At 70.0% G+C, this 18,802-nt stretch carries 17 protein-coding genes; 10 read left to right on the forward strand and 7 right to left on the reverse strand.

What is annotated here, in order from left to right:
* Positions 1-49: 49 nt before the first annotated feature.
* Together ABD810_RS25245 and ABD810_RS25250 are read right to left on the reverse strand one after the other, a co-directional pair.
* Complete coding sequence (locus tag ABD810_RS25245; RefSeq protein WP_344945262.1) at positions 50-805, reverse strand: SDR family NAD(P)-dependent oxidoreductase; 756 nt, start codon at positions 803-805, stop codon at positions 50-52.
* A 22-nt stretch (positions 806-827) separates the two neighbouring features.
* On the reverse strand, positions 828-1,730 hold the full coding sequence (locus ABD810_RS25250) for an NAD(P)-dependent oxidoreductase (RefSeq protein ID WP_344945265.1): 903 nt from the start codon (positions 1,728-1,730) through the stop codon (positions 828-830).
* 457 nt (positions 1,731-2,187) lie between these two features.
* Here ABD810_RS25250 and ABD810_RS25255 point away from each other — a divergent pair, with 457 nt between their 5' ends.
* The 3 genes from ABD810_RS25255 (at position 2,188) to ABD810_RS25265 (ending at position 5,134) form a co-directional block, all read left to right on the forward strand.
* Complete coding sequence (locus ABD810_RS25255; RefSeq protein WP_344945268.1) at positions 2,188-2,718, forward strand: SgcJ/EcaC family oxidoreductase; 531 nt, start codon at positions 2,188-2,190, stop codon at positions 2,716-2,718.
* Between the two features lie 58 nt (positions 2,719-2,776).
* Positions 2,777-3,391 carry an SgcJ/EcaC family oxidoreductase gene (locus ABD810_RS25260; RefSeq protein ID WP_344945271.1) on the forward strand — a complete coding sequence of 205 codons (615 nt, stop codon included), beginning with the start codon at positions 2,777-2,779 and terminating at the stop codon, positions 3,389-3,391.
* 303 nt (positions 3,392-3,694) lie between these two features.
* Positions 3,695-5,134 carry an NAD(P)/FAD-dependent oxidoreductase gene (locus ABD810_RS25265; RefSeq protein ID WP_344945275.1) on the forward strand — a complete coding sequence of 480 codons (1,440 nt, stop codon included), beginning with the start codon at positions 3,695-3,697 and terminating at the stop codon, positions 5,132-5,134.
* Between the two features lie 120 nt (positions 5,135-5,254).
* Here the strand turns inward: ABD810_RS25265 and ABD810_RS25270 are convergent, their stop codons facing one another.
* Positions 5,255-5,602: a hypothetical protein gene (locus tag ABD810_RS25270; RefSeq protein ID WP_344945278.1), complete on the reverse strand. Its 348-nt coding sequence runs from the start codon at positions 5,600-5,602 to the stop codon at positions 5,255-5,257.
* Positions 5,603-5,714: 112 nt separating this feature from the next.
* Entirely contained in the window at positions 5,715-6,650 is a 936-nt protein-coding gene (locus tag ABD810_RS25275) for a heme o synthase (protein WP_425566951.1), read from the reverse strand.
* Between the two features lie 419 nt (positions 6,651-7,069).
* Here ABD810_RS25275 and tkt point away from each other — a divergent pair, with 419 nt between their 5' ends.
* The 6 genes from tkt (at position 7,070) to pgl (ending at position 15,779) form a co-directional block, all read left to right on the forward strand.
* Positions 7,070-9,181, forward strand: coding sequence for a transketolase (gene tkt / locus ABD810_RS25280; protein WP_344945281.1), 2,112 nt, complete (start codon positions 7,070-7,072; stop codon positions 9,179-9,181).
* A 9-nt stretch (positions 9,182-9,190) separates the two neighbouring features.
* Complete coding sequence (tal, locus tag ABD810_RS25285) at positions 9,191-10,300, forward strand: transaldolase (RefSeq protein WP_344945284.1); 1,110 nt, start codon at positions 9,191-9,193, stop codon at positions 10,298-10,300.
* A 139-nt stretch (positions 10,301-10,439) separates the two neighbouring features.
* Entirely contained in the window at positions 10,440-12,071 is a 1,632-nt protein-coding gene (locus tag ABD810_RS25290; protein ID WP_344945287.1) for a glucose-6-phosphate isomerase, read from the forward strand.
* Between the two features lie 224 nt (positions 12,072-12,295).
* The gene (gene zwf / locus ABD810_RS25295) at positions 12,296-13,828 is read left to right on the forward strand and encodes a glucose-6-phosphate dehydrogenase (protein WP_344945450.1); all 1,533 of its coding nucleotides are present in this window, start codon (positions 12,296-12,298) and stop codon (positions 13,826-13,828) included.
* A gap of 109 nt (positions 13,829-13,937) precedes the next feature.
* On the forward strand, positions 13,938-14,849 hold the full coding sequence (locus ABD810_RS25300; protein WP_344945289.1) for a glucose-6-phosphate dehydrogenase assembly protein OpcA: 912 nt from the start codon (positions 13,938-13,940) through the stop codon (positions 14,847-14,849).
* Positions 14,850-15,005: 156 nt separating this feature from the next.
* A complete protein-coding gene (pgl, locus tag ABD810_RS25305; RefSeq protein WP_344945291.1) occupies positions 15,006-15,779 on the forward strand; it encodes a 6-phosphogluconolactonase in 774 nt (257 codons plus the stop codon).
* 21 nt (positions 15,780-15,800) lie between these two features.
* Here pgl and add read toward each other — a convergent pair whose 3' ends face one another.
* Together add and ABD810_RS25315 are read right to left on the reverse strand one after the other, a co-directional pair.
* Positions 15,801-16,832 (reverse strand): adenosine deaminase, encoded by a 1,032-nt coding sequence (add, locus tag ABD810_RS25310; RefSeq protein ID WP_344945294.1) that lies wholly within the window; start codon positions 16,830-16,832, stop codon positions 15,801-15,803.
* Between the two features lie 60 nt (positions 16,833-16,892).
* Positions 16,893-17,696, reverse strand: coding sequence for a class I SAM-dependent methyltransferase (locus tag ABD810_RS25315; protein WP_344945297.1), 804 nt, complete (start codon positions 17,694-17,696; stop codon positions 16,893-16,895).
* A 72-nt stretch (positions 17,697-17,768) separates the two neighbouring features.
* Here ABD810_RS25315 and ABD810_RS25320 point away from each other — a divergent pair, with 72 nt between their 5' ends.
* Complete coding sequence (locus ABD810_RS25320) at positions 17,769-18,347, forward strand: CGNR zinc finger domain-containing protein (protein WP_344945300.1); 579 nt, start codon at positions 17,769-17,771, stop codon at positions 18,345-18,347.
* A gap of 54 nt (positions 18,348-18,401) precedes the next feature.
* Here ABD810_RS25320 and ABD810_RS25325 read toward each other — a convergent pair whose 3' ends face one another.
* Entirely contained in the window at positions 18,402-18,764 is a 363-nt protein-coding gene (locus tag ABD810_RS25325; protein ID WP_344945302.1) for a hypothetical protein, read from the reverse strand.
* Positions 18,765-18,802: the final 38 nt, after the last annotated feature.

Below are 18,802 nucleotides of genomic sequence, written 5' to 3' on the forward strand. Positions count from 1 at the left end.
CCGGCCGTGCCGCCCGCGTCACCCGGGCGGCCGGCTCGGATCGGGCTCGTTACCACGGGAGCGGGCCCTGGTCGCCGAAGCAGCCGCCGGTCGGGCCATCGTCGTCGAGGGTGGCGAGCCGCACGGCGATCGCGGCGCCGTCGGCGGCGGTGCGGGTGAGGCCGGGAACGGCCTTGGTGAAGCCGGTGGCGCACGGTCCCGGGTCCGCCGCGTTGACCAGGACGCCGTGCGCGCGGAGCTCCTTGGCGTACTGGACGGTCAGCGAGTTGAGCGCGGTCTTGGACGGGACGTACGCCACCGAGGCCGGCCGGTGGGTGAAGTGCCCCTCGGGATCGGCCATCAACGTCAGCGACCCGAGGCCGCTGGTGACGTTGACGATGCGTCCCGCGGGCGAGCGCAGCAACAGCGGGAGCATCGCGGTGGTCACGCTGATCACGCCGAAGACGTTGGTCTCGAACACCTCCCTGACCACCTCCAGCCGGGCGCCGGTGGGACCCTGCCCCCCGGGGTCGCCCAGGATCCCGGCATTGTTCACCAGGACGTCGAGCACGCCGAAATGGTCGTCGACATAGCGCGCGGCCGTCGTGACCGACGTCCGATCGGTGACGTCGAGTGGGAGCGCGCGCACGTCGGCGGAGGCGGACCGCAGCGCGGCCGCCGCCTCCTCTCCCCGTCTCCGATCCCTGGCGCCGAGCAGCACGGTCATGCCCCGCTCGGCCAGCTGAGCGACGATCTCGCGCCCGATCCCCTGGTTGGCGCCGGTGACCAGCGCCGTCGTGGGCAGGGCGGTGGTGTTCTCCGTCATGGCCGGATACCGTTCCCCGCGTTCATCCCCGGCCGGACGCTCCCCCGGTCATGCCGGGCTCGGTGCGGCGTTCCCCGCGGAGCAGTTCCACGATCGCGGCGATGTCGGCCTCGCCCCACTCCCCTTCGGCCGCTTCGTGGTAGCGCCGCTCGACCAGCCCGGCGATGGGCAGCGAGAGCCCGTTCGACTCCGCCACCCGCACGAGGTGCCCCACGTCCTTGGCGCCGAGCCTGGTGGCGAACCACCCCTGGTGATCACCGCTGATGACGTCGTCGAGCCGGTTGCGGATGCTGGGCGAGACGGTGGGCCACTGGTCGAAGACCTCGCGCAGCAGCTTGACGTCGAGCCCGGCGGCCTCCGCCGTGGCCACCACCTCGGCGACGACGGCGATCTGGGAGATCAGCATGTAGTTGTTGAGCAGCTTGAAGGTCGTCGCGCTGCCGGGGTCCTCACCGCAGAACCAGTGGACCGAGAAGACGCCCGGCCACAGGGGCTCGAGCCGCTCGATCAGGTGGCGTTGCCCTCCCAGCAGGCCCGATGCCATGCCCTGGAGAACGGTCTGCGGCGCGGCGATGATGGGCGCGGCGACGAACCGCCGCCCTGGGGCGACCTCCTGGAGACCGCGGGAGGTCTCTGGAGAGACCGTGCTCATGTCGACCACGACCGGCGCTTCCGGAGCGGGGCCGAGGTCGGCCAGCCGTCCGATGACGTCCGTGACGGCCCGATCGTCGGCGAGCGACATCAGCACCGCCTCGGCGCCGCGCGCGGCCTCCATCGGCGAGGACGCCTCGACGGCACCGGCCTGGACCACCTCGGCGGCCTTCCCGGGCGTCCGGTTCCAGACCTTGACCTCATGTCCCTGCCCGAGCAGCCGCCTGGCCACCGCCCGCCCCATGTTGCCCATGCCAAGTACAGCTATCTGCATACGTCATTCCCCCTTGACACCATTGTCACGGCTCGTCCACCACCGGCGATGGAGGCTCGCTGGAGGAACATCGTGCCGAGGTGCCAAACCGGCACTTTGGGGAATACCGATAGAGAGGTCGCTCGTAACAAGGGACGAACCACGGCATGCCGGGGGAACGGCATGCCACTGGGAAGCACAATACGTGTCGTGGCATCTCGCGCTAGAAGCGCGTGCCGTTCCATCCTCCGCCATCCAGCCTTCGACGGCCCGGCCGATCCCAATCATTCACCGGCTGCGCGTGCGCGAGCCTGTACCCACATATTCCCGACTCATAGAGGACACGTATCCCTGTCGGCTCTTAATGAGGTGAACTGCTTATACGTTTGCTCCAGGGGAACTTCGAACGGGGGCATGAATGGGCAATCATCGATACAGGAGGAGCTCGATCCGCCTGGCTCTCATCAGCGGGATCAGCATGGCGCTGATCGGCGCCGCGACCCCGGCGACCTCCATGACGCCCGTGACGGGCACCGCCGCGCCGGTCGGCTCGCCGGTGCCGGAATCCGGCAGAACAGACCCCGATCTCACCGCTCTGCGCCACATCTGGGAGCGGCAGGCGGAGGCCTGGGCCCGGGGAGACGGCAATGCGTATGCCATGAATTACACCCCGGATGCCGACCTTGTGAACATCAAAGGCGAGCATCTCCACAGCCGTCCCGTCATAGCCACCCAAATCCAGCGTTACTTTAATAATCAACTCAAGAACACCCATCTCCTCAGGCTGGAGGAGAAGGTCCGTCTCATCTCTCCCACGATGGCGATCATCGTCCGCAAGGACTGCGTGCTCTACGGCGCGGAGAAGTCCTGCCGCCCGGACACCCTCTCGCTCAACACCAGCGTCGCCGTCAAGCACCTGGGCAAATGGATGATCACTTCTTTCCACAACACCCTCGTCATGCCGCAGGACGATCAGCGGCCGCCGTTCAGAATCTCCTCTACGAGCTGACCAGGTGCCGGCGACCAAGCCACCGGCACGTTTCCAATCACTTCGAACGGGGGCACTGATGGGCATTCATCGATTCGCGCGGGGAGCAGCCTGCCTGGCCGTCATGGGCGGGCTCGGGATGGCGTTGGGCGGCGCCGCCATGCCCGCGGCGGGCGTGGCGCCGACCGGGGGCGCGCTGTCGGCTCCCTCCGGTTCCCGTTCCGCGGGGACGGACCGGGCCGACACCGACCTCGCCGCTCTGGCCCAGCTCTGGAACCGGCAGGCGGACGCCTGGGCGAAGGGGGACGGCAACGCATACGGCGCGACCTACACCAAGGACGCCGACTTCGTGAACGTCACCGGCGAGCACCTGCGCGGCGGTCCGGAGATCGCGGTCGCGTTCCAGGGCTACCTCAACGCCCAGCTCAAGAACACCCGCATCCACACGCTGGAGGAGAAGATCCAGTTGCTGTCCCCCACGCTGGCCTTCATCGTCCGCAAGGGGTGCGTGTTCTCCGACACGGCGAAGGTCTGCCGTCCGAACACCCTCTCCATGAACACCAGCATCGTCGTCAAGGACTCCGGCCGATGGCTGGTCAGGTCCTTCCACAACACCCTGATCGCAGGCTGGGTCGAGCAGCGGGCGGCGAAGAAGTCGGCCTCCCCCGCGGCGGGCGGGCTGCCTTCCCGATGACCTCGGAGGGACCCGGCCGGAGGCACGACGCCCCGGCCGGGTCTCTGGCGTACGGGGGCCGGTCCCGCCTGGCGGCGGGACCGGCCCCTGACGCTTTCAACCACTTTCGCCTTATAAAAGGCGCTGTGACTGGTTTGTTATGGGCTGACCACTTGAGAAGATCATCACACCTCTATACAGTCCCACCGGAGACGAGCCCTACACCCACGGCGACTTCCATTGCCGCGAGGCCGGGCCACCATGCGGATCGGGCTGCCCGGGTCGGCGGCCTCCTACGGCCATGCGGCCGGCGGAGGAGACCATATGAGCGGCAAAGGATTGAACGGCACCCCACTGACGGCGGACTTCGCCAACGGCGGGGTCTCGTACTGGTACCGGCAGATCGGCGTCCCCGAGCGCCGCACGGCCCTGCCCGGGCCCCGCGAGTACGACGTGGCGATCGTGGGCGGTGGCTACACCGGCATGTGGACCGCGTACTACCTGAAGAAGGCGCAGCCCGATCTTCGCATCGCGATCCTGGAGAAGGAGTTCGCCGGGTTCGGCGCCTCGGGCCGCAACGGCGGCTGGCTGTCGGCCGAGTTCGCCGGGTCCCGTGAACGGCACGCGGCCGCGCGCGGGCGGCAGGCGATGATCGATCTCCAGCACGCCATGTTCACCGCGGTCGACGAGGTGATCGAGGTCATGCGGGCCGAGGGCATCAACGCCGACGTCCACAAGGGCGGCCTGGTCCACGTGGCGACCAACCCGGCGCAGAACCGCCGCATGCACGCGGAGCTCGCCGATCTTCGCTCGTGGGGGTTCGCCGAGCAGGACATGCGGCTCCTCTCCCGCGAGGAACAGGACGATCGCATCCGCGTGGCCGGGGCGATCTCTGCCACCTTCAGCCCGCACTGCGCGCGCATCCAGCCCGCGAAGCTCGCGGTCGGGCTGGCGCGCGTCGTGACCGCCCTGGGCGTCGACCTTTTCGAGGGCACCACCGTCACCGAGATCCGCCCGAGGGCCGGCGGCAAGGAGGGCAGGGCCGCGGCCGTCACCAACCGGGGCACGGTCACCGCCGAGTACGTCATCCGCGCGACCGAGGGCTTCACGGCCGGCATCCAGGGCCAGCGGCGCCAGTGGCTCCCCATGAACAGCTCGATGATCGTCACCGAGCCGCTCTCCGACGAGGTGTGGGACAAGATCGGGTGGCGGGACCACGAGCTGCTGGGCGACGAGGCTCACGCCTACTGCTACGCCCAGCGCACCGCCGACGGCCGCATCGCCATCGGCGGGCGGGGCGTGCCCTACCGGTTCGGCTCCCGCACCGACGTGCGCGGCGCCACCCAGCCGCAGACCGTGGCCGCGCTCCGCAAGATCATGACCACGCTGTTCCCCGCCACCGCCGGGGCGAGGATCCACCATTCGTGGTGCGGTGTGCTGGGCGTGCCGCGCGACTGGTGCTCCACGGTCCACCTCGACCACGCCACCGGCCTCGGCTGGGCCGGCGGGTACGTCGGGAGCGGCGTCACCACCACCAACCTGGCCGGACGTACGCTCCGCGACCTGGTGCTCCGGCGGGAGACCGAGCTGACCGCCCTGCCGTGGGTGGGCCGCCAGGTGCGCCAGTGGGAGCCCGAGCCGCTGCGCTGGATCGGCGTGCAGGCGATCTACGCCCTCTTCCGCACCGCCGACCGCCACGAGAGCGCCCAGATGGGCCGCACCTCCGCCTACGCCCGCCTGGCCAACCTCATCTCCGGCCGCTGACGCCCTCCCGTGTCGTCCCCGCCGCTCGCCGAGCGGGCGGGGGCGACGGCGTTCAGCGTGCCGAGGCGGGCTCAGCCGCGGTTGCCCCAGGACGTACTCCATGGGCACGGTCCGGAAAAGTCACTCCTCCAGCGCGGTGAGCATGCCATGAAGGTGGGCGGCGGCGGTCTCGATGTCCTCATAGTCGTACTGCGCGGCCCGGACCTCGGCCGACAGGACGGCGCACTTGTGCAGCTTGTCGAAGTCGCCGTAGGGGAACCTGAACCGTGTCTTGGTGTTCTCCCCGTGCTCGTCGTCGATGCCGAGGAACCACAAGGAGTACTCGCCGAACCCGTGCTCGGCAATGAACTGGTCCTCCTGCTCGGGCGTGGGCCGGTGCACGTCCCATTCGGCCCGCTGGTCAAAGACGATCCGCCTGTCCTTGACCAGCTTCCTGGCATGCTCGTACGCCTTCAGGTTCAGACTCATCGCCATGGCCGTCGCGCCCCCTGGTCCAACGTCTTCGCCGAGCCGCAGACGCGTCCCCACCTGCGGCCCTTGCGGATCTCTACCCGGCCAGAGCACCGCCGACCCGCAGGCGTCAGAGCAGGGAGTCGATGGCCACGGCGAGGAAGAGCAGGGCCAGGTAGGCGTTGGACCAGTGGAAGAAGCGCATGGGACGCAGGGCGACGCCGGTCTTGCCGGCGTTGACCCGGGCCAGGAGGCGGTAGACCTCCCACAGGCACATCGCGCCGAGGGCGGCGGCCGCGATCGCGTAGAACGGCGTGGTGCCGGCGACCGGCCACAGCAGGAGCGAGCAGATCACGGTCGCCCAGGTGTAGGCGACGCTCTCCAGCACGACCCGCCGCTCGCCCGCGACCACCGGCAGCATCGGGATCTTGGCGGCGGCGTAGTCCTCGCGGTAGCGCATGGCGAGAGTCCAGGTGTGCGGGGGCGTCCAGAAGAAGACCACGCCGAACAGCACCAAGGGCGCCCAGTCGACCCGCCCGGTGATGCCGGCCCAGCCGATGAGCACCGGCATGCAGCCCGCGATGCCGCCCCAGACGACGTTCTGCGAGGTGCGGCGCTTCAGCAGCATCGAGTAGACGAAGACGTAGAACAGGATCGCGGCCAGGGAGAGCCCGGCGGCCGCCCAGTTGACGGTGAGCCCGAGCCCGAGGGTCGACAGGGCTCCGAGCACGATCCCGAAGATCAGCGCGTTCCTCGGCGACACCTCGGCCATCGCCAGCGGGCGGCGCCGGGTGCGGCGCATGGTGGCGTCGATGTCCCGGTCGATGTAGCAGTTGAGCGCGTTGGCGCTGCCTGCCGACAGGGTGCCGAAGACGAGGATGGCGACGGCCTTCCCGAGGGGAGGGAATCCGTGGGCGGCCAGGAACATCACCGGGAGCGTCGTGATCAGCAGCAGCTCGATGATCCGCGGCTTGGTCAGCGCGACGTACGCCCGCACGGTGGCGAACGGCGAACGTCGCTCGCCTGCGATGGGGGCCGTCGGTGGCTTGGTGGTCAGCACCGTCAAGGCGCTTCCAGCGGGTGCGGGGTCAACGCGTAACCTCTGATTAGAGCGGATCCGTGAATGCGGGCATGAGCCAACGCTGAGGACTCACTGTAGTGCGGGGGGTCACCGGTCCCGGCATCGGGGGCGAATGCCGCGGTAGCGGGTGCCTCAGATCGGGGGTTCATCCACGCTGGTGAACGGCCCTTCCCATGACCGGCCATCCGGCTCGCGTTCTGTGACGAGAATCGCGTTCCAGACGGCCTGTCGGGGGCAGGGTTCTAGGGACGTGCACGCCCACTTTCCCCGGTCACATGTCAGACGCACGATGCATCTACGGTGGAGGGGATCGACCCGTTAGGGTCCGGTGTGGCATGAAAGCCCATACCGGACGGGCGGACGAGCCGAGCCCGGCGCCATCCAACCAATAGGAGATCGAGCAGTTGAGTAGCGAACTCGTGCCAGACCTTGAGTGGGGCGACCTCGATCGGCGCACGGTCGACGTCGTACGCGCCCTCGCGATGGACGCGGTGGAGAAGGCGGGCTCGGGCCATCCCGGCACCGCGATGAGCCTGGCGCCCGCCGCGTACCTGCTGTTCCAGAGGGTCCTGCGTCACGACCCCTCCGACCCGGCCTGGACCGGACGTGACCGTTTCGTCCTGTCGGCAGGGCATTCCAGCCTCACCCTCTACATTCAGCTCTTCCTGTCCGGATACGGCCTTACTCTGCACGACATCGAGTCGTTGCGCCAGTGGGACAGCCTGACCCCCGGACACCCCGAGCACGGTCACACGATCGGCGTCGAGACCACCACCGGGCCGCTCGGCCAGGGCCTCGGCAACGCCGTCGGGATGGCCATGGCCCAGCGGCGTGAGCGGGGCCTGCTGGACCCCGACGCCCCGCCCGGCGAGAGCCCCTTCGACCACCAGATCTGGTCGATCGTGTCCGACGGTGACATCGAGGAGGGCGTCAGCCACGAGGTGAGCTCGATCGCGGGCCACCAGAAGCTGGGCAACCTCAATGTGATCTACGACTCCAACCACATCTCCATCGAGGACGACACCGCCATCGCGCTGTCGGAGGACGTGGCCAAGCGGTACGAGGCGTACGGCTGGCACGTGATCTCCGTCGACTGGACCGAGACCGGGGAGTACGTCGAGAACGTCGAGGAGCTGTACCGCGCCTACCGCGCCGCGCTGGAGGAGACCGAGCGCCCGACGCTGATCAAGCTGCGCACGATCATCGGGTGGCCCGCGCCGAACAAGCAGAACACCGGCAAGATCCACGGCTCCGCGCTCGGCGCCGACGAGGTGGCCGCCACCAAGGAGATCCTCGGCCTCGACCCGGCGAAGAGCTTCGACGCTCCCCAGGAGATCCTCGATCACGCCCGCGAGGTCGTGAAGCGCGGACGCGCCCTGCGCGCAGAGTGGGACAAGAAGTTCGAGAGCTGGCGGGCCGCCAACCCGGAGCGGGGCGCCCTGTTCGACCGCATGAGCGCGCGCAAGCTCCCGGCCGGCTGGGAAGAGGCACTGCCGACCTTCGAGGCGGGCAAGTCCATCGCGACCCGCAAGGCCTCGGGCCAGGTGCTGAACGCGCTGGCCCCGGTGCTGCCCGAGCTGTGGGGCGGCTCGGCCGACCTGGCCGAGTCGAACAACACCACGATGGAGGGCGAGCCGTCCTTCATCCCCGAGGAGTACCAGACCAAGGCGTTCCCGGGGAACCGGTACGGCCGCACCCTGCACTTCGGCATCCGCGAGCACGGCATGGGCTCGATCCTGAACGGCATCGCCCTGCACAACGGCACCCGCCCGTACGGCGGCACGTTCCTGGTCTTCAGCGACTACATGCGCCCGGCCGTCCGGCTGGCGGCCCTGATGGGGCTGCCGGTCACCTACGTGTGGACGCACGACTCCATCGGCCTCGGCGAGGACGGCCCCACCCACCAGCCGGTGGAGCACCTGTGGGCGCTGCGCGCGATCCCGGGCCTCGACGTGGTGCGCCCCGCCGACGCCAACGAGACCTCGGCCGCGTGGAAGGCCATCCTCGACCACACCGACCGTCCGGCGGCGCTGGCGCTGACCCGGCAGAACCTGCCGGTGTACGAGGGCACGGCCGACTTCGGGAAGGTCGCCAAGGGGGGTTACATCCTGGAGGAGGCCTCCAACGGGCAGCCCGTCGTGATCCTCATCGCCACCGGCAGTGAGGTGGAGCTCGCCGTCGGGGCGCGCAAGCTGCTGGAGGAGCAGGGGTTCCCGGCCCGAGTGGTCTCGATGCCCTGTGTCGAGTGGTTCAACGAGCAGGACGACGCCTACAAGCAGACGATCCTGCCTCCGGCCGTGCGCGCCCGGGTGGCCGTGGAAGCGGGAATCGCCCTGGGCTGGCTGCAGTTCGTAGGTGAGGAGGGCGTGGTTGTGAGCCTTGAACACTTCGGCGCCTCGGCGCCGTACAAGACGCTGTACGAGCAGTTCGGCCTCACCGCCGAGCGTGTAGCCGCCGCCGCCAAGGGCAGCCTCGCCAAGACCGGGGCCGACAAAGGCCAGACCACCGGAAACTAGGGAAGAGTCATGAGCGAAAACCTGAAGCGCCTGACCGATCAGGGCGTGTCGATCTGGCTCGACGACATCAGCCGTGAGCGCCTGCGCACCGGCAACCTCGAGGCGCTGATCCGCGACAAGTACGTCGTCGGTGTCACGTCCAACCCGACGATCTTCGCCTCCGCCATGAGCAAGGGCGACGCCTACGAGAGCCAGCTTCGCGACCTGGTGGTGCGCGGCGTCGACGTGGGAGAGGCCGTCAGGGCGATCACGACCTTCGACATCCGCTGGGCCGCCGACGTGCTGCGGCCCGTCTTCGACCGCACCGACGGGGTCGACGGCCGGGTGTCCATCGAGGTCGACCCGCGGCTGGCCAACCAAAGCGCCGAGCAGACCGCCGCCGAGGCGCGGGCACTGTGGTGGCTGGTCGACCGGCCGAACGTGTTCATCAAGATCCCCGCCACTCTCGACGGGCTGCCCGCGATCACCCAGGCGCTCTCGGAGGGCATCAGCGTCAACGTCACGCTGATCTTCTCGCTCGAGCGCTACCGCGCGGTCATGGACGCCTGGCTCGAGGGCCTGGAGCGCGCGAAGGCCAACGGGCTCGACCTGTCCAAGATCGAGTCCGTGGCGTCGTTCTTCGTCAGCCGCTTCGACACCGAGGTCGACAAGCGGCTGGAGAAGATCGGTACCCCGGAGGCGCTGGAGCTCAAGGGCAAGGCCGCGATCGCCAACGCCCGCCTGGCGTTCGCCGCGTATGAAGAGGTCGTGAACACCCCGCGCTGGCAGGCGCTCAAGGACGCCGGGGCCCGCCCCCAGCGCCCGCTGTGGGCCTCCACGGGGGTCAAGAACCCCGAGTACCCCGACACCATGTACGTCGACCAGCTCGTCACGGCGGGCACGGTCAACACCATGCCGGAGAAGACCCTCGACGCGGTGGCCGATCATGGGAACATCGATGGCGACACCGTCCGGCCCTTCTACGAGCAGGCGTGGAACACCATGGCCGCGCTCAAGCAGGTCGGCATCGACTACGACGACGTGGTGAGGGCCTTGGAGGACGAAGGCGTGGAGAAGTTCGTCACCTCGTGGAACGAGCTGCTCGGCACCCTTGAGACCGAGCTGAAGAAGGTCGGTTAGAGCTCTGGCGGCCCTCGATCTCTGATTCCCAGGTGCACCGGCCGGGCGCCGACGGAGCCGGGCCGGGGCGCTTGCGGGAGTCATCGGCTCGTGCGCGGCGCGGAGGCGCCCGACCCCTCGCGAGGAGAAACCTTTAAGGATGGATATGTCCGTAACGTTCGGTGACGAGGCGGTAGCCGCAGAGGCCTCCGTGGCCGTGCGGAAACTCGTCGAGGAGGGCGTGCCACAGGCGCTGTCCAACGGCGACCCCACCCTGTGGGGGCCCGAGGCCGAGGCGGAGGCGAGGGTCCGGCTCGGCTGGCTGGACCTGCCCACCACCTCGCGAGCGCTGCTGCCCGAGCTCGTCAAGCTGGTCGAGCGCGCCCGCGCCGAGGGCCTGGAGCACGTCGTGCTCGCGGGCATGGGCGGCTCTTCCCTGGCCCCCGAGGTCATCTGCGCCACGGCGGACGTGCCGCTGACCGTGCTGGACACCACCGACCCCGGCCAGGTGCGCCGGGCGCTCGCCGACCGGCTCGACCAGACGATCGTGGTCGTGTCCAGCAAGAGCGGCACGACGGTCGAGACCGACAGCCACCGGCGCATCTACGAGAAGGCCTTCCGCGACGCCGGCATCGACCCCGCAGGCCGGATCGTCGTGGTCACCGACCCCGGCTCTCCCCTGGAGCGACTCGCGATCGAATCCGGATACACCGTCATCCTGTCCGACCCGAACGTGGGCGGCCGCTACAGCGCCCTGACCGCGTTCGGCCTGGTGCCGAGCGCGCTGGCCGGGGCCGACGTCGGGCAGCTGCTCGACCAGGCCGCCGAGGTGCGTCCCCTGCTCGGCCAGGACGACGGCAACCCCGGCCTCGACCTGGGCGCGGCGCTGGGCGCCGCGGCACTGGCCGGGCGCGACAAGCTCGTGCTCGACGACAGCCTCTCGGGTATCAACGGGTTCCCCGACTGGGCCGAGCAGCTCATCGCCGAGTCCACCGGCAAGCAGGGGAAGGGCATCCTCCCCGTGGTCGGCAGCGACCCGACCGACGCCGACGACGAGATCGTCGTGGGTGTGGACACCGAGGCCGCCGTGCAGGTCGACGGACCCCTGGGCGCGCAGTTCCTCGTGTGGGAGTACGCCACGGCGATCGCTGGGCGGCTGCTCGGCATCAACCCCTTCGACCAGCCGAACGTCGCCGAGTCGAAGGAGAACACCGCGCGCATCCTGCGGGAGGCCGGCGACGGCCCCCTGCCCACCGGCACCCCGACGCTGGTCGACGGACCGGTGGAGGTCCACGGCGACCTCCCCGAGCACGTCAAGGACCTGCCCGGCGTCTTCACCGCACTGCTGGAGGACATCCCCGACCGCGGATACCTGGCGATCCTGGCCTTCCTCGACCGCGAGGCCGCCTTCGACGTCCCGGTCCCGCAGGACGCCTCCTTCGAGCTGATCACCGACATCTGGGCCGCGCACGACCCCGCCAGCCTCCAGGGCCTGCTGGCGATCAGGACCGAGCGGCCGGTCACCTTCGGGTGGGGCCCTCGCTACCTGCACTCGACCGGGCAGTACCACAAGGGCGGCCCGCAGAACGGTGTCTTCCTGCACCTCACCGGTGCGGTGCAGAACGACCTGCAAGTGCCCGGCCGACCGTACACCCTGGGCAGGCTTGAGCTGGCCCAGGCGCTCGGCGACCTGGACGCGCTACGCAAGCGGGGCCGTCCGGCCGTACGCCTGCACCTGACCGATCGCGAGGCCGGTGTGAGGCACCTGCTCAGCGCCGCACGGGAGGTTTGATGAACGACAGCGAGCAGCCGGGCTCGCCGCGCGAGAGCGGTCCCGCGAGTCCCGCCGATCCGGTCCCCGCGACGCCCGGCCCGGCCGGTTCACCGGCCGAGGGCGGCCCCGCGCCGTCCGCGCACGAGGTGGAGTTGGCGATCCGCTCCGAGGACCGGCCCCAGAAGGTATCACCCGATAACTCGCTGACGGCCGCTCAGTCCGCGGCGAGCACCGCGACCACCATGGAAGTGATGGAGGCGAATCCGCTGCGCGACCCCCGCGACAAGCGGCTGCCCAGGGTCGCCGGCCCCTGCGTGCTGGTGCTGTTCGGCGTGACCGGCGACCTGGCCAAGCGCAAGCTCCTGCCCGCGATCTACGACCTGGGCAACCGAGGGCTGCTCCCCCCGGGCTTCTCACTGGTCGGCTTCGCCCGGCGCGACTGGGCCCACCAGGATTTCGCCCAGATCACCCATGACGCCGTCAAGGAGCACGCCCGCACTCCCTTCCGGGAGGAGGTGTGGAAGCAGATCTGCGAAGGGCTCCACTTCGTCCCCGGCTCCTTCGACGACGACGGCGCCTTCGACGCGCTGGCCATGGCGCTCAAGGAGATCGACGAGACGCGGGGCACCGGCGGGAACTACGCCTTCTACCTGTCGACCCCGCCGAAGGCCTTCCCGGTCATCGTCGAGCAGCTCAAGCGCACGGGACTGAGCAAGCCGCCGCCGGGCTCGTGGCGCCGGGTGGTGATCGAGAAGCCGTTCGGGCACGACCTCAAGAGCGCGCGGGAGCTGAACCAGGTCGTCGACTCGGCCTTCAAGCCCGACTCTGTGTTCCGCATCGACCATTACCTGGGCAAGGAGACCGTCCAGAACATCCTGGCGCTGCGGTTCGCCAACACGCTGTTCGAGCCGATCTGGAACCGCGGCTACGTCGACCACGTGCAGATCACGATGGCCGAGGACATCGGCGTGGGCAGCCGGGCCGGGTACTACGACGGCATCGGCGCGGCCAGGGACGTCATCCAGAACCACCTGCTCCAGCTTCTGGCGCTGGTGGCCATGGAGGATCCCACGGCCTTCGGCGCGGCGGCGCTACGCAGGGAGAAGGAGAAGGTCCTGGAGGCCCTCACCCTCCCGCACGATCTCCGGCTCGCCACCGCCCGGGGGCGGTACACCGCAGGCTGGCAGGGCGGCGTGCCCGTCCGCGGCTACCTGGAGGAGGACGGAATCCCCCCGGACTCCAAGACCGAGACCTACGCCGCCATCAAGCTGGAGATCGCCAACCGGCGCTGGGCCGGCGTGCCGTTCTACCTGCGCACGGGCAAGCGGCTCGGCAGGCGTATGACTGAGGTGGCCGTGGTGTTCCAGCGGGCGCCCCACCTGCCGTTCAGCAAGACCGACACCGAGATCCTCGGGCAGAACGCCCTGGTCATCCGGATCCAGCCGGACGAGGGCATCACGGTGCGGTTCGGCTCCAAGGTGCCGGGCACGGCCATGGAGGTCCGGGACGTCAACATGGACTTCGCCTACGGCGAGGCGTTCCTGGAGTCCTCACCGGAGGCCTACGAGCGGCTGCTGCTGGACGTGCTCATCGGCGATCCGCCGCTGTTCCCGCACCAGCGCGAGGTCGAGCTGTCCTGGAAGGTCATCGACCCGATCGAGGAGTTCTGGGCCAAGAGCGACGAGCCGCCGGAGGACTATCCGGCGGGCACGGGCGGCCCGAAGTCGGCCGACGAGCTGATGGCCCGCGACGGCCGCACCTGGAGGAGGCTGTGATCCACGCGACCACGACAGGGTCCGCCGTCCCGGCCAGGCCGGGAGACCTTCGCACGGCACGGGCAGGCGTTGTCCGGGCGGGGCTCCGGACAGGAACGGGGGTGGCACTGTGACCAGTTACCTCATGGGGTCGACCACGGCATCGGAGATCTCGTCCCAGCTCACCAGGCTGCGGCACCAGGTCGGGGCGCCCGCCGTCGGCATGGTGCTGACGCTGGTGGTGGTGTGCGACGAGAGCCACCAGTACGACGCCGTCCGCGCGGCCTCCGAGGCGTCCCGCGAGCACCCCTCACGCATCCTCGCGGTGATCCCGAGGGAGCGCGAGGAGGCGACGCGGCTCGACGCGGAGATCCGGGTCGGCGAGCTGACGACCGGCGAGGTCGTCCTGCTCCGCCTGTACGGCGAGCTGACCGAGCACGCCGACTCGGTGCTCTCCCCGCTGCTGCTGGCCGACATCCCGGTGGTGGTGTGGTGGCCCGGCGACGCGCCGGCGGCACCGGCGAAGGACCCGGTCGGCGCCTTCGGCCAGCGCCGCGTCACCGACGCGCGGTCCGCCGACGACTCGGTGGAGGCGATCAGGAGCCGCATCGACGGCTACTCCCCGGGCGACACCGACCTGGCCTGGACCCGCATCACCCCGTGGCGCAGCCTGCTGGCCGCGGCGTTCGACCAGCCGGTCGGCAAGATCCTCGACGGCTACGTCGAGGCCGAGCCCGACCATCCCAGTGCGGCGCTGCTGGCCGTGTGGCTCTCCCAAAAGCTCGACGCCCCGATCAGGGTGACGCAGTCGCAGGGCCCCGGCCTGACGAAGGTGTACCTGCGCCTCGACGAGGGCGAGGTCGTGGTCGAGCGGCACGACTCGCGCACCGCCACCCTCGTGCGGCCCGAGCAGCCCGACCGGCAGGTCGCCCTGGCCCGCCGGCCCACCTCCGACCTGCTGGCAGAGGAGCTACGCCGCCTCGACCCCGACGAGGTGTACGAAGAGGCGATCAGGAACGTCGCCCACTACGACGTCTCCTGACCGATGGCCGCTGATCGAGGCAATGGCTCGGCCGAACCATGGGTCGTGACCGCATACCGCCGGTCTTGACCTGGGTGCCCGGTACCCTCACCTTTCCCCCGATATGTCGGGAGACGGCCGGGTGCCGGGCACCTCCGTAAGAGAAGGACGGTTTTCGTGAGTGTTCCATCGGTTCTCATCCACCGGGACGCCGACCTGCTGGCCAAGGCCGTGGCCGCACGCCTGATCACCGGGCTGGTGGACGCCCAGGCGGCCAAGGGATCGGCGCACCTCGTGCTGACAGGCGGTGGCATGGGCATCTCGACACTGGCCGAGGTGGCCGCGACCCACGCGCGTGACGCGGTGGAGTGGCCGCGCCTGGACATCTGGTGGGGTGACGAGCGGTTCCTGCCGACCGGCGATCCTGAGCGCAACGAGACGGGCGCCCGCAGCGCGCTGCTCGACCACGTCGATGTGGACCCGGCCCGCGTGCATCCGATGAAGGGCCCTGATTCGGGGCTCGACGCCGAGGAGTCGGCCGCTCTTTACGCCGAGGAACTGCGCAAGGCCTCGCGGCCGGAGGACCACGGGCCGGTCCCCTCCTTCGACATCCTGATGCTCGGCCTCGGGCCGGACGGCCACGTGGCGTCGCTGTTCCCGGGCATGCCCGCCCTCTACGACGAGCGTCCGGTCGTGGCGGTGCACGGCGCCCCCAAGCCGCCCCCGACCCGGATCTCGATGACGCTGCCCACGCTGCGGGCGGCACGCGAGGTCTGGGTGATCGCGGCCGGCGAGGAGAAGGCGGGAGCCGTACGCCTCGCCCTGCAGGAGTCGGGCCCCATGCAGGTTCCGGCGGCCGGGGCGCGAGGGCGGTCGCGCACGCTGTTCCTGCTCGACCGCGCCGCCGCCTCCAAGCTCCCTCCCGGGCTCGGCCGGCCCGCCTCCCCCTGACCCCGTGACCGCCCTCCGGCGTCAGCCGGAGGGGACGAGCGCGTCGATCTCGGGGAGTATGGCGCGCTTGCCGTCATCGTCCAGGAACGAGGCTTGTACGGCGTTGCGCGCCAGGGCGGCCAACTCGGCGGGCCCGAGGCCGAAGACGTCGGACACGACCTGGTACTCGCGGCTGAGCGTGGTCTCGAACATGGGCGGATCGTCGCTGTTGACGGTGACGAACAGCCCTTCCTCCAGCAGGCGCGGCAGCGGGTGGGAGGCGAGGTCCGGCACCTGGCGGGTGCGGACGTTGGAGGTAGGGCAGACCTCCAGCGGGATCTGGGTCTCCCGCAGGTGGGCCATGAGCCGGGGGTCGTCCACGCACCGGATGCCGTGGCCGATGCGCTCGGCGCCGAGCCCTTCGATGACCTCCCAGATCGTCTCGGGCCCGGTCATCTCCCCTGCGTGCGGCACGCTGTGCAGTCCGGCCGCCTTGGCCGCCCGGAAGGCGTCCCTGAAGACGTCGCGGTACTTGGGGCGTTCCTGCTCGATCCCGGCCAGCCCGAAGCCGACCAGGTTCTCCGGCGGCTCGGCCAGCGCGTGGTCGAGGGTCACCCGCGCGGCCTCGGCCCCGTACTCACCGGGGATGTCGAACACGTAACCCACGCGCACGCCACCCTCGGCCGCCTGACGCGCCGCCAGGTCCAGCGCCTCGGTGATGGCACGCCGGGACATGCCCGTGCTCTGGTGGGCGTACGGCGTGACGGTCAGCTCGATGTACCTGACATTCTGGGAGGCCAGGTCACGCGCGGCGCCGGTGACGAGGGTCGCCAGGTCTTCCGGCTCGCGCACCAGGCGGTTGACGGCCTCATAGATCTGAGCGAAGTGGGCGAAGTCCCGGAACTCATAGAAGGCCCGCAGTTCCTCTTCGCTCGTGGGCACCGGGCTGCCGGGGTACCGCCGGGCCAGCTCCAGGACCGTCGGAAGCGAGGCGGACCCCACCAGGTGAAGGTGCAGTTCCACCTTCGGCAAGGCGGCGATGAACGCTTCGGTGGACGCGATGCTGTTCGTCATAGCGCCCGACCCTAGGCAGCCCGGTGACCCGTACGAAAGTGATTTATCGCAAATCTCACATCATGTTGTCAGGTTCGCCTGCGATCCCGGGCGGACGGCGGCCAGGAGCCGGTTGTTCCCGTTCTGCCACAGCGTGCCGATCTCGGTGAAACCGGCGCCCCGCAGCGCGTTCACGTGCGTGGAGAGCTCGCCGGACTCCGAGCCGTGGTGGTCGGCGGCCGCCGCCCTGCGCTCCCGCTCGTCACGCAGGCCTGACAGCACCGGGTCCGCGGCCACGGCGTCCCACCACTGGCGCCAGTCCTCGGGCATGCCGTCGGCGAAGCGCCGCCGGGTCGCCCGATCGTGGATGACCTGCTCCAGCTTGGCGAGGGCCGGGGAGACGTCCTCGACGCCGAGGTGGTCGCCGTTGAGGAACAGCCCCCCGGGGCGCAGCACCAGGGACAGCTCGGCGAACATGGCGCGAAGCCCCGCCTCGGGCAGCCAGTGGAGCGCGGTCGTGCTCACGGCCACGTCCACCGGGCGGTCGAGGCGGAGCACCGATGCCCATCCGGCCGCGCGCAAGTCGAGGTCCTCGAAACGCAGGCCGGACTTGTCGGCGTGAGCGGCGCGCCCTAGCGCCAGAAGGAGCGGATCGGCGTCGATCGCGACGATCGTGGCCTCGGGGAGGCGGTCGAGCAGGCGGGCGGCCAGCGAGCCGGGGCCGCATCCGAGGTCGAGCACCAGCGGGTCCGGCCGACCGGCACCGGCCTCCACGGCGTCGATCAGGGCGGTGAACCGCTCTTCCCGGTCGGGCAGGTAGCCCTCCTGCTGGCGGTCCCACCGCTCGATCCAGTCCTGCGCCGTCTCACGAGAAAGAATGGACATGAAAGCCTCCGCGTTACTGTCGTTTAGCATCTCGATAGTGACACCCTAGGATGTAAGGATGTAACTGGTCAAGTGAACTTCAACAGTCACTCCGATGCCGCAGTGGCGGTCGCCGTCTTCCTGGTGAACAAGCTGACGGCCGGTGAGGCACGAGGAAGGGCCTACTCGCCGCCGCCGAAGGGCGCGGAGCGACGTACCGCGGCCACCGAGGCGCTGCGGGCCGGCGGCTGGCGTTCCCGCGAGGCCACCGACACCGAGGCCGATGAGCTCGCCGACGTCGCCACCGAGCTACGTGTGGTCTTCGACGCGGTCGAGGCCGACGACGTCGACACCGCGGCCCTGCAGGTGAACCAGCTTCTCGACGGCACCCAGGCACGTCCCCACCTGGAACGGCACGACGGCGAGCCATGGCACCTCCACTTCCACGGCAAGAACCAGACACTGCGCGACGACTGGGCGGCGGCGTGCGCCACCGGCCTCGCCATCGTGCTCGGCAGCGACCTGCACGACCGGCTCGGGGTGTGCACCGCGCCGCACTGCGACCGCGTCTACGTCGACATCTCGCGCAACGGCACCCGCCGCTTCTGCTCCACCGCATGCCAGAACCGCGTGAAGACCGCCGCCTTCCGCGCCCGCGCCAGCCACTCGTAGACCCCTGAGGCGGCCTGATCCGCAAGACCGGCCGCAGTTGACCCGTATCGGACTTCAGCGCCGCGCCAGCGCAAGCACGCTCAGCCCGAACATCAGGACGCCCAGAGGGAGGTGAACCGCCGGTATATGCGCGATGCCGAGCACGACCTGGACCGAGGCGAGGACAAGGAAGCCGGACGCGTGCCAGATGGGCCGGGGCGAGCCGCCGCCCGGCTTCCACGCCAGCACCGCCGCGAGCACATACAGCACCGACGCCCCGTACATCACCCGGGCTCCGACACTGTGCGGGGTCTCTCCGTAGGGCGAGGTCAGCAGCAGTCCAGCGGAGACCGCCTGAAGGAAGATGGTCAGGGTCTGCAGGGCGATCGCGATCTGCAGAAACGAGAAGCGGCGCTGTGCCATCGCCTGGGTCGCCATGCCACGGTCCCCTTTCCGCCCGGGGGCGGTCGATCGAT

Origin of the sequence: Sphaerisporangium flaviroseum (assembly GCF_039537005.1) — a bacterium.
Lineage (GTDB): Bacteria > Actinomycetota > Actinomycetes > Streptosporangiales > Streptosporangiaceae > Sphaerisporangium > Sphaerisporangium flaviroseum.

Bases quoted from the DNA above. Each gene is read 5' to 3' on its own strand.
- ABD810_RS25245 (WP_344945262.1), bottom strand. From the start codon at position 805: ATGACGGAGAACACCACCGCCCTGCCCACGACGGCGCTGGTCACCGGC.
- ABD810_RS25250 (WP_344945265.1), bottom strand. From the start codon at position 1,730: ATGCAGATAGCTGTACTTGGCATGGGCAACATGGGGCGGGCGGTGGCC.
- ABD810_RS25255 (WP_344945268.1), top strand. From the start codon at position 2,188: ATGGCGCTGATCGGCGCCGCGACCCCGGCGACCTCCATGACGCCCGTG.
- ABD810_RS25260 (WP_344945271.1), top strand. From the start codon at position 2,777: ATGGGCATTCATCGATTCGCGCGGGGAGCAGCCTGCCTGGCCGTCATG.
- ABD810_RS25265 (WP_344945275.1), top strand. From the start codon at position 3,695: ATGAGCGGCAAAGGATTGAACGGCACCCCACTGACGGCGGACTTCGCC.
- ABD810_RS25270 (WP_344945278.1), bottom strand. From the start codon at position 5,602: ATGAGTCTGAACCTGAAGGCGTACGAGCATGCCAGGAAGCTGGTCAAG.
- tal (WP_344945284.1), top strand. From the start codon at position 9,191: ATGAGCGAAAACCTGAAGCGCCTGACCGATCAGGGCGTGTCGATCTGG.
- ABD810_RS25290 (WP_344945287.1), top strand. From the start codon at position 10,440: ATGGATATGTCCGTAACGTTCGGTGACGAGGCGGTAGCCGCAGAGGCC.
- zwf (WP_344945450.1), top strand. From the start codon at position 12,296: ATGGAAGTGATGGAGGCGAATCCGCTGCGCGACCCCCGCGACAAGCGG.
- add (WP_344945294.1), bottom strand. From the start codon at position 16,832: ATGACGAACAGCATCGCGTCCACCGAAGCGTTCATCGCCGCCTTGCCG.
- ABD810_RS25315 (WP_344945297.1), bottom strand. From the start codon at position 17,696: ATGTCCATTCTTTCTCGTGAGACGGCGCAGGACTGGATCGAGCGGTGG.
- ABD810_RS25325 (WP_344945302.1), bottom strand. From the start codon at position 18,764: ATGGCGACCCAGGCGATGGCACAGCGCCGCTTCTCGTTTCTGCAGATC.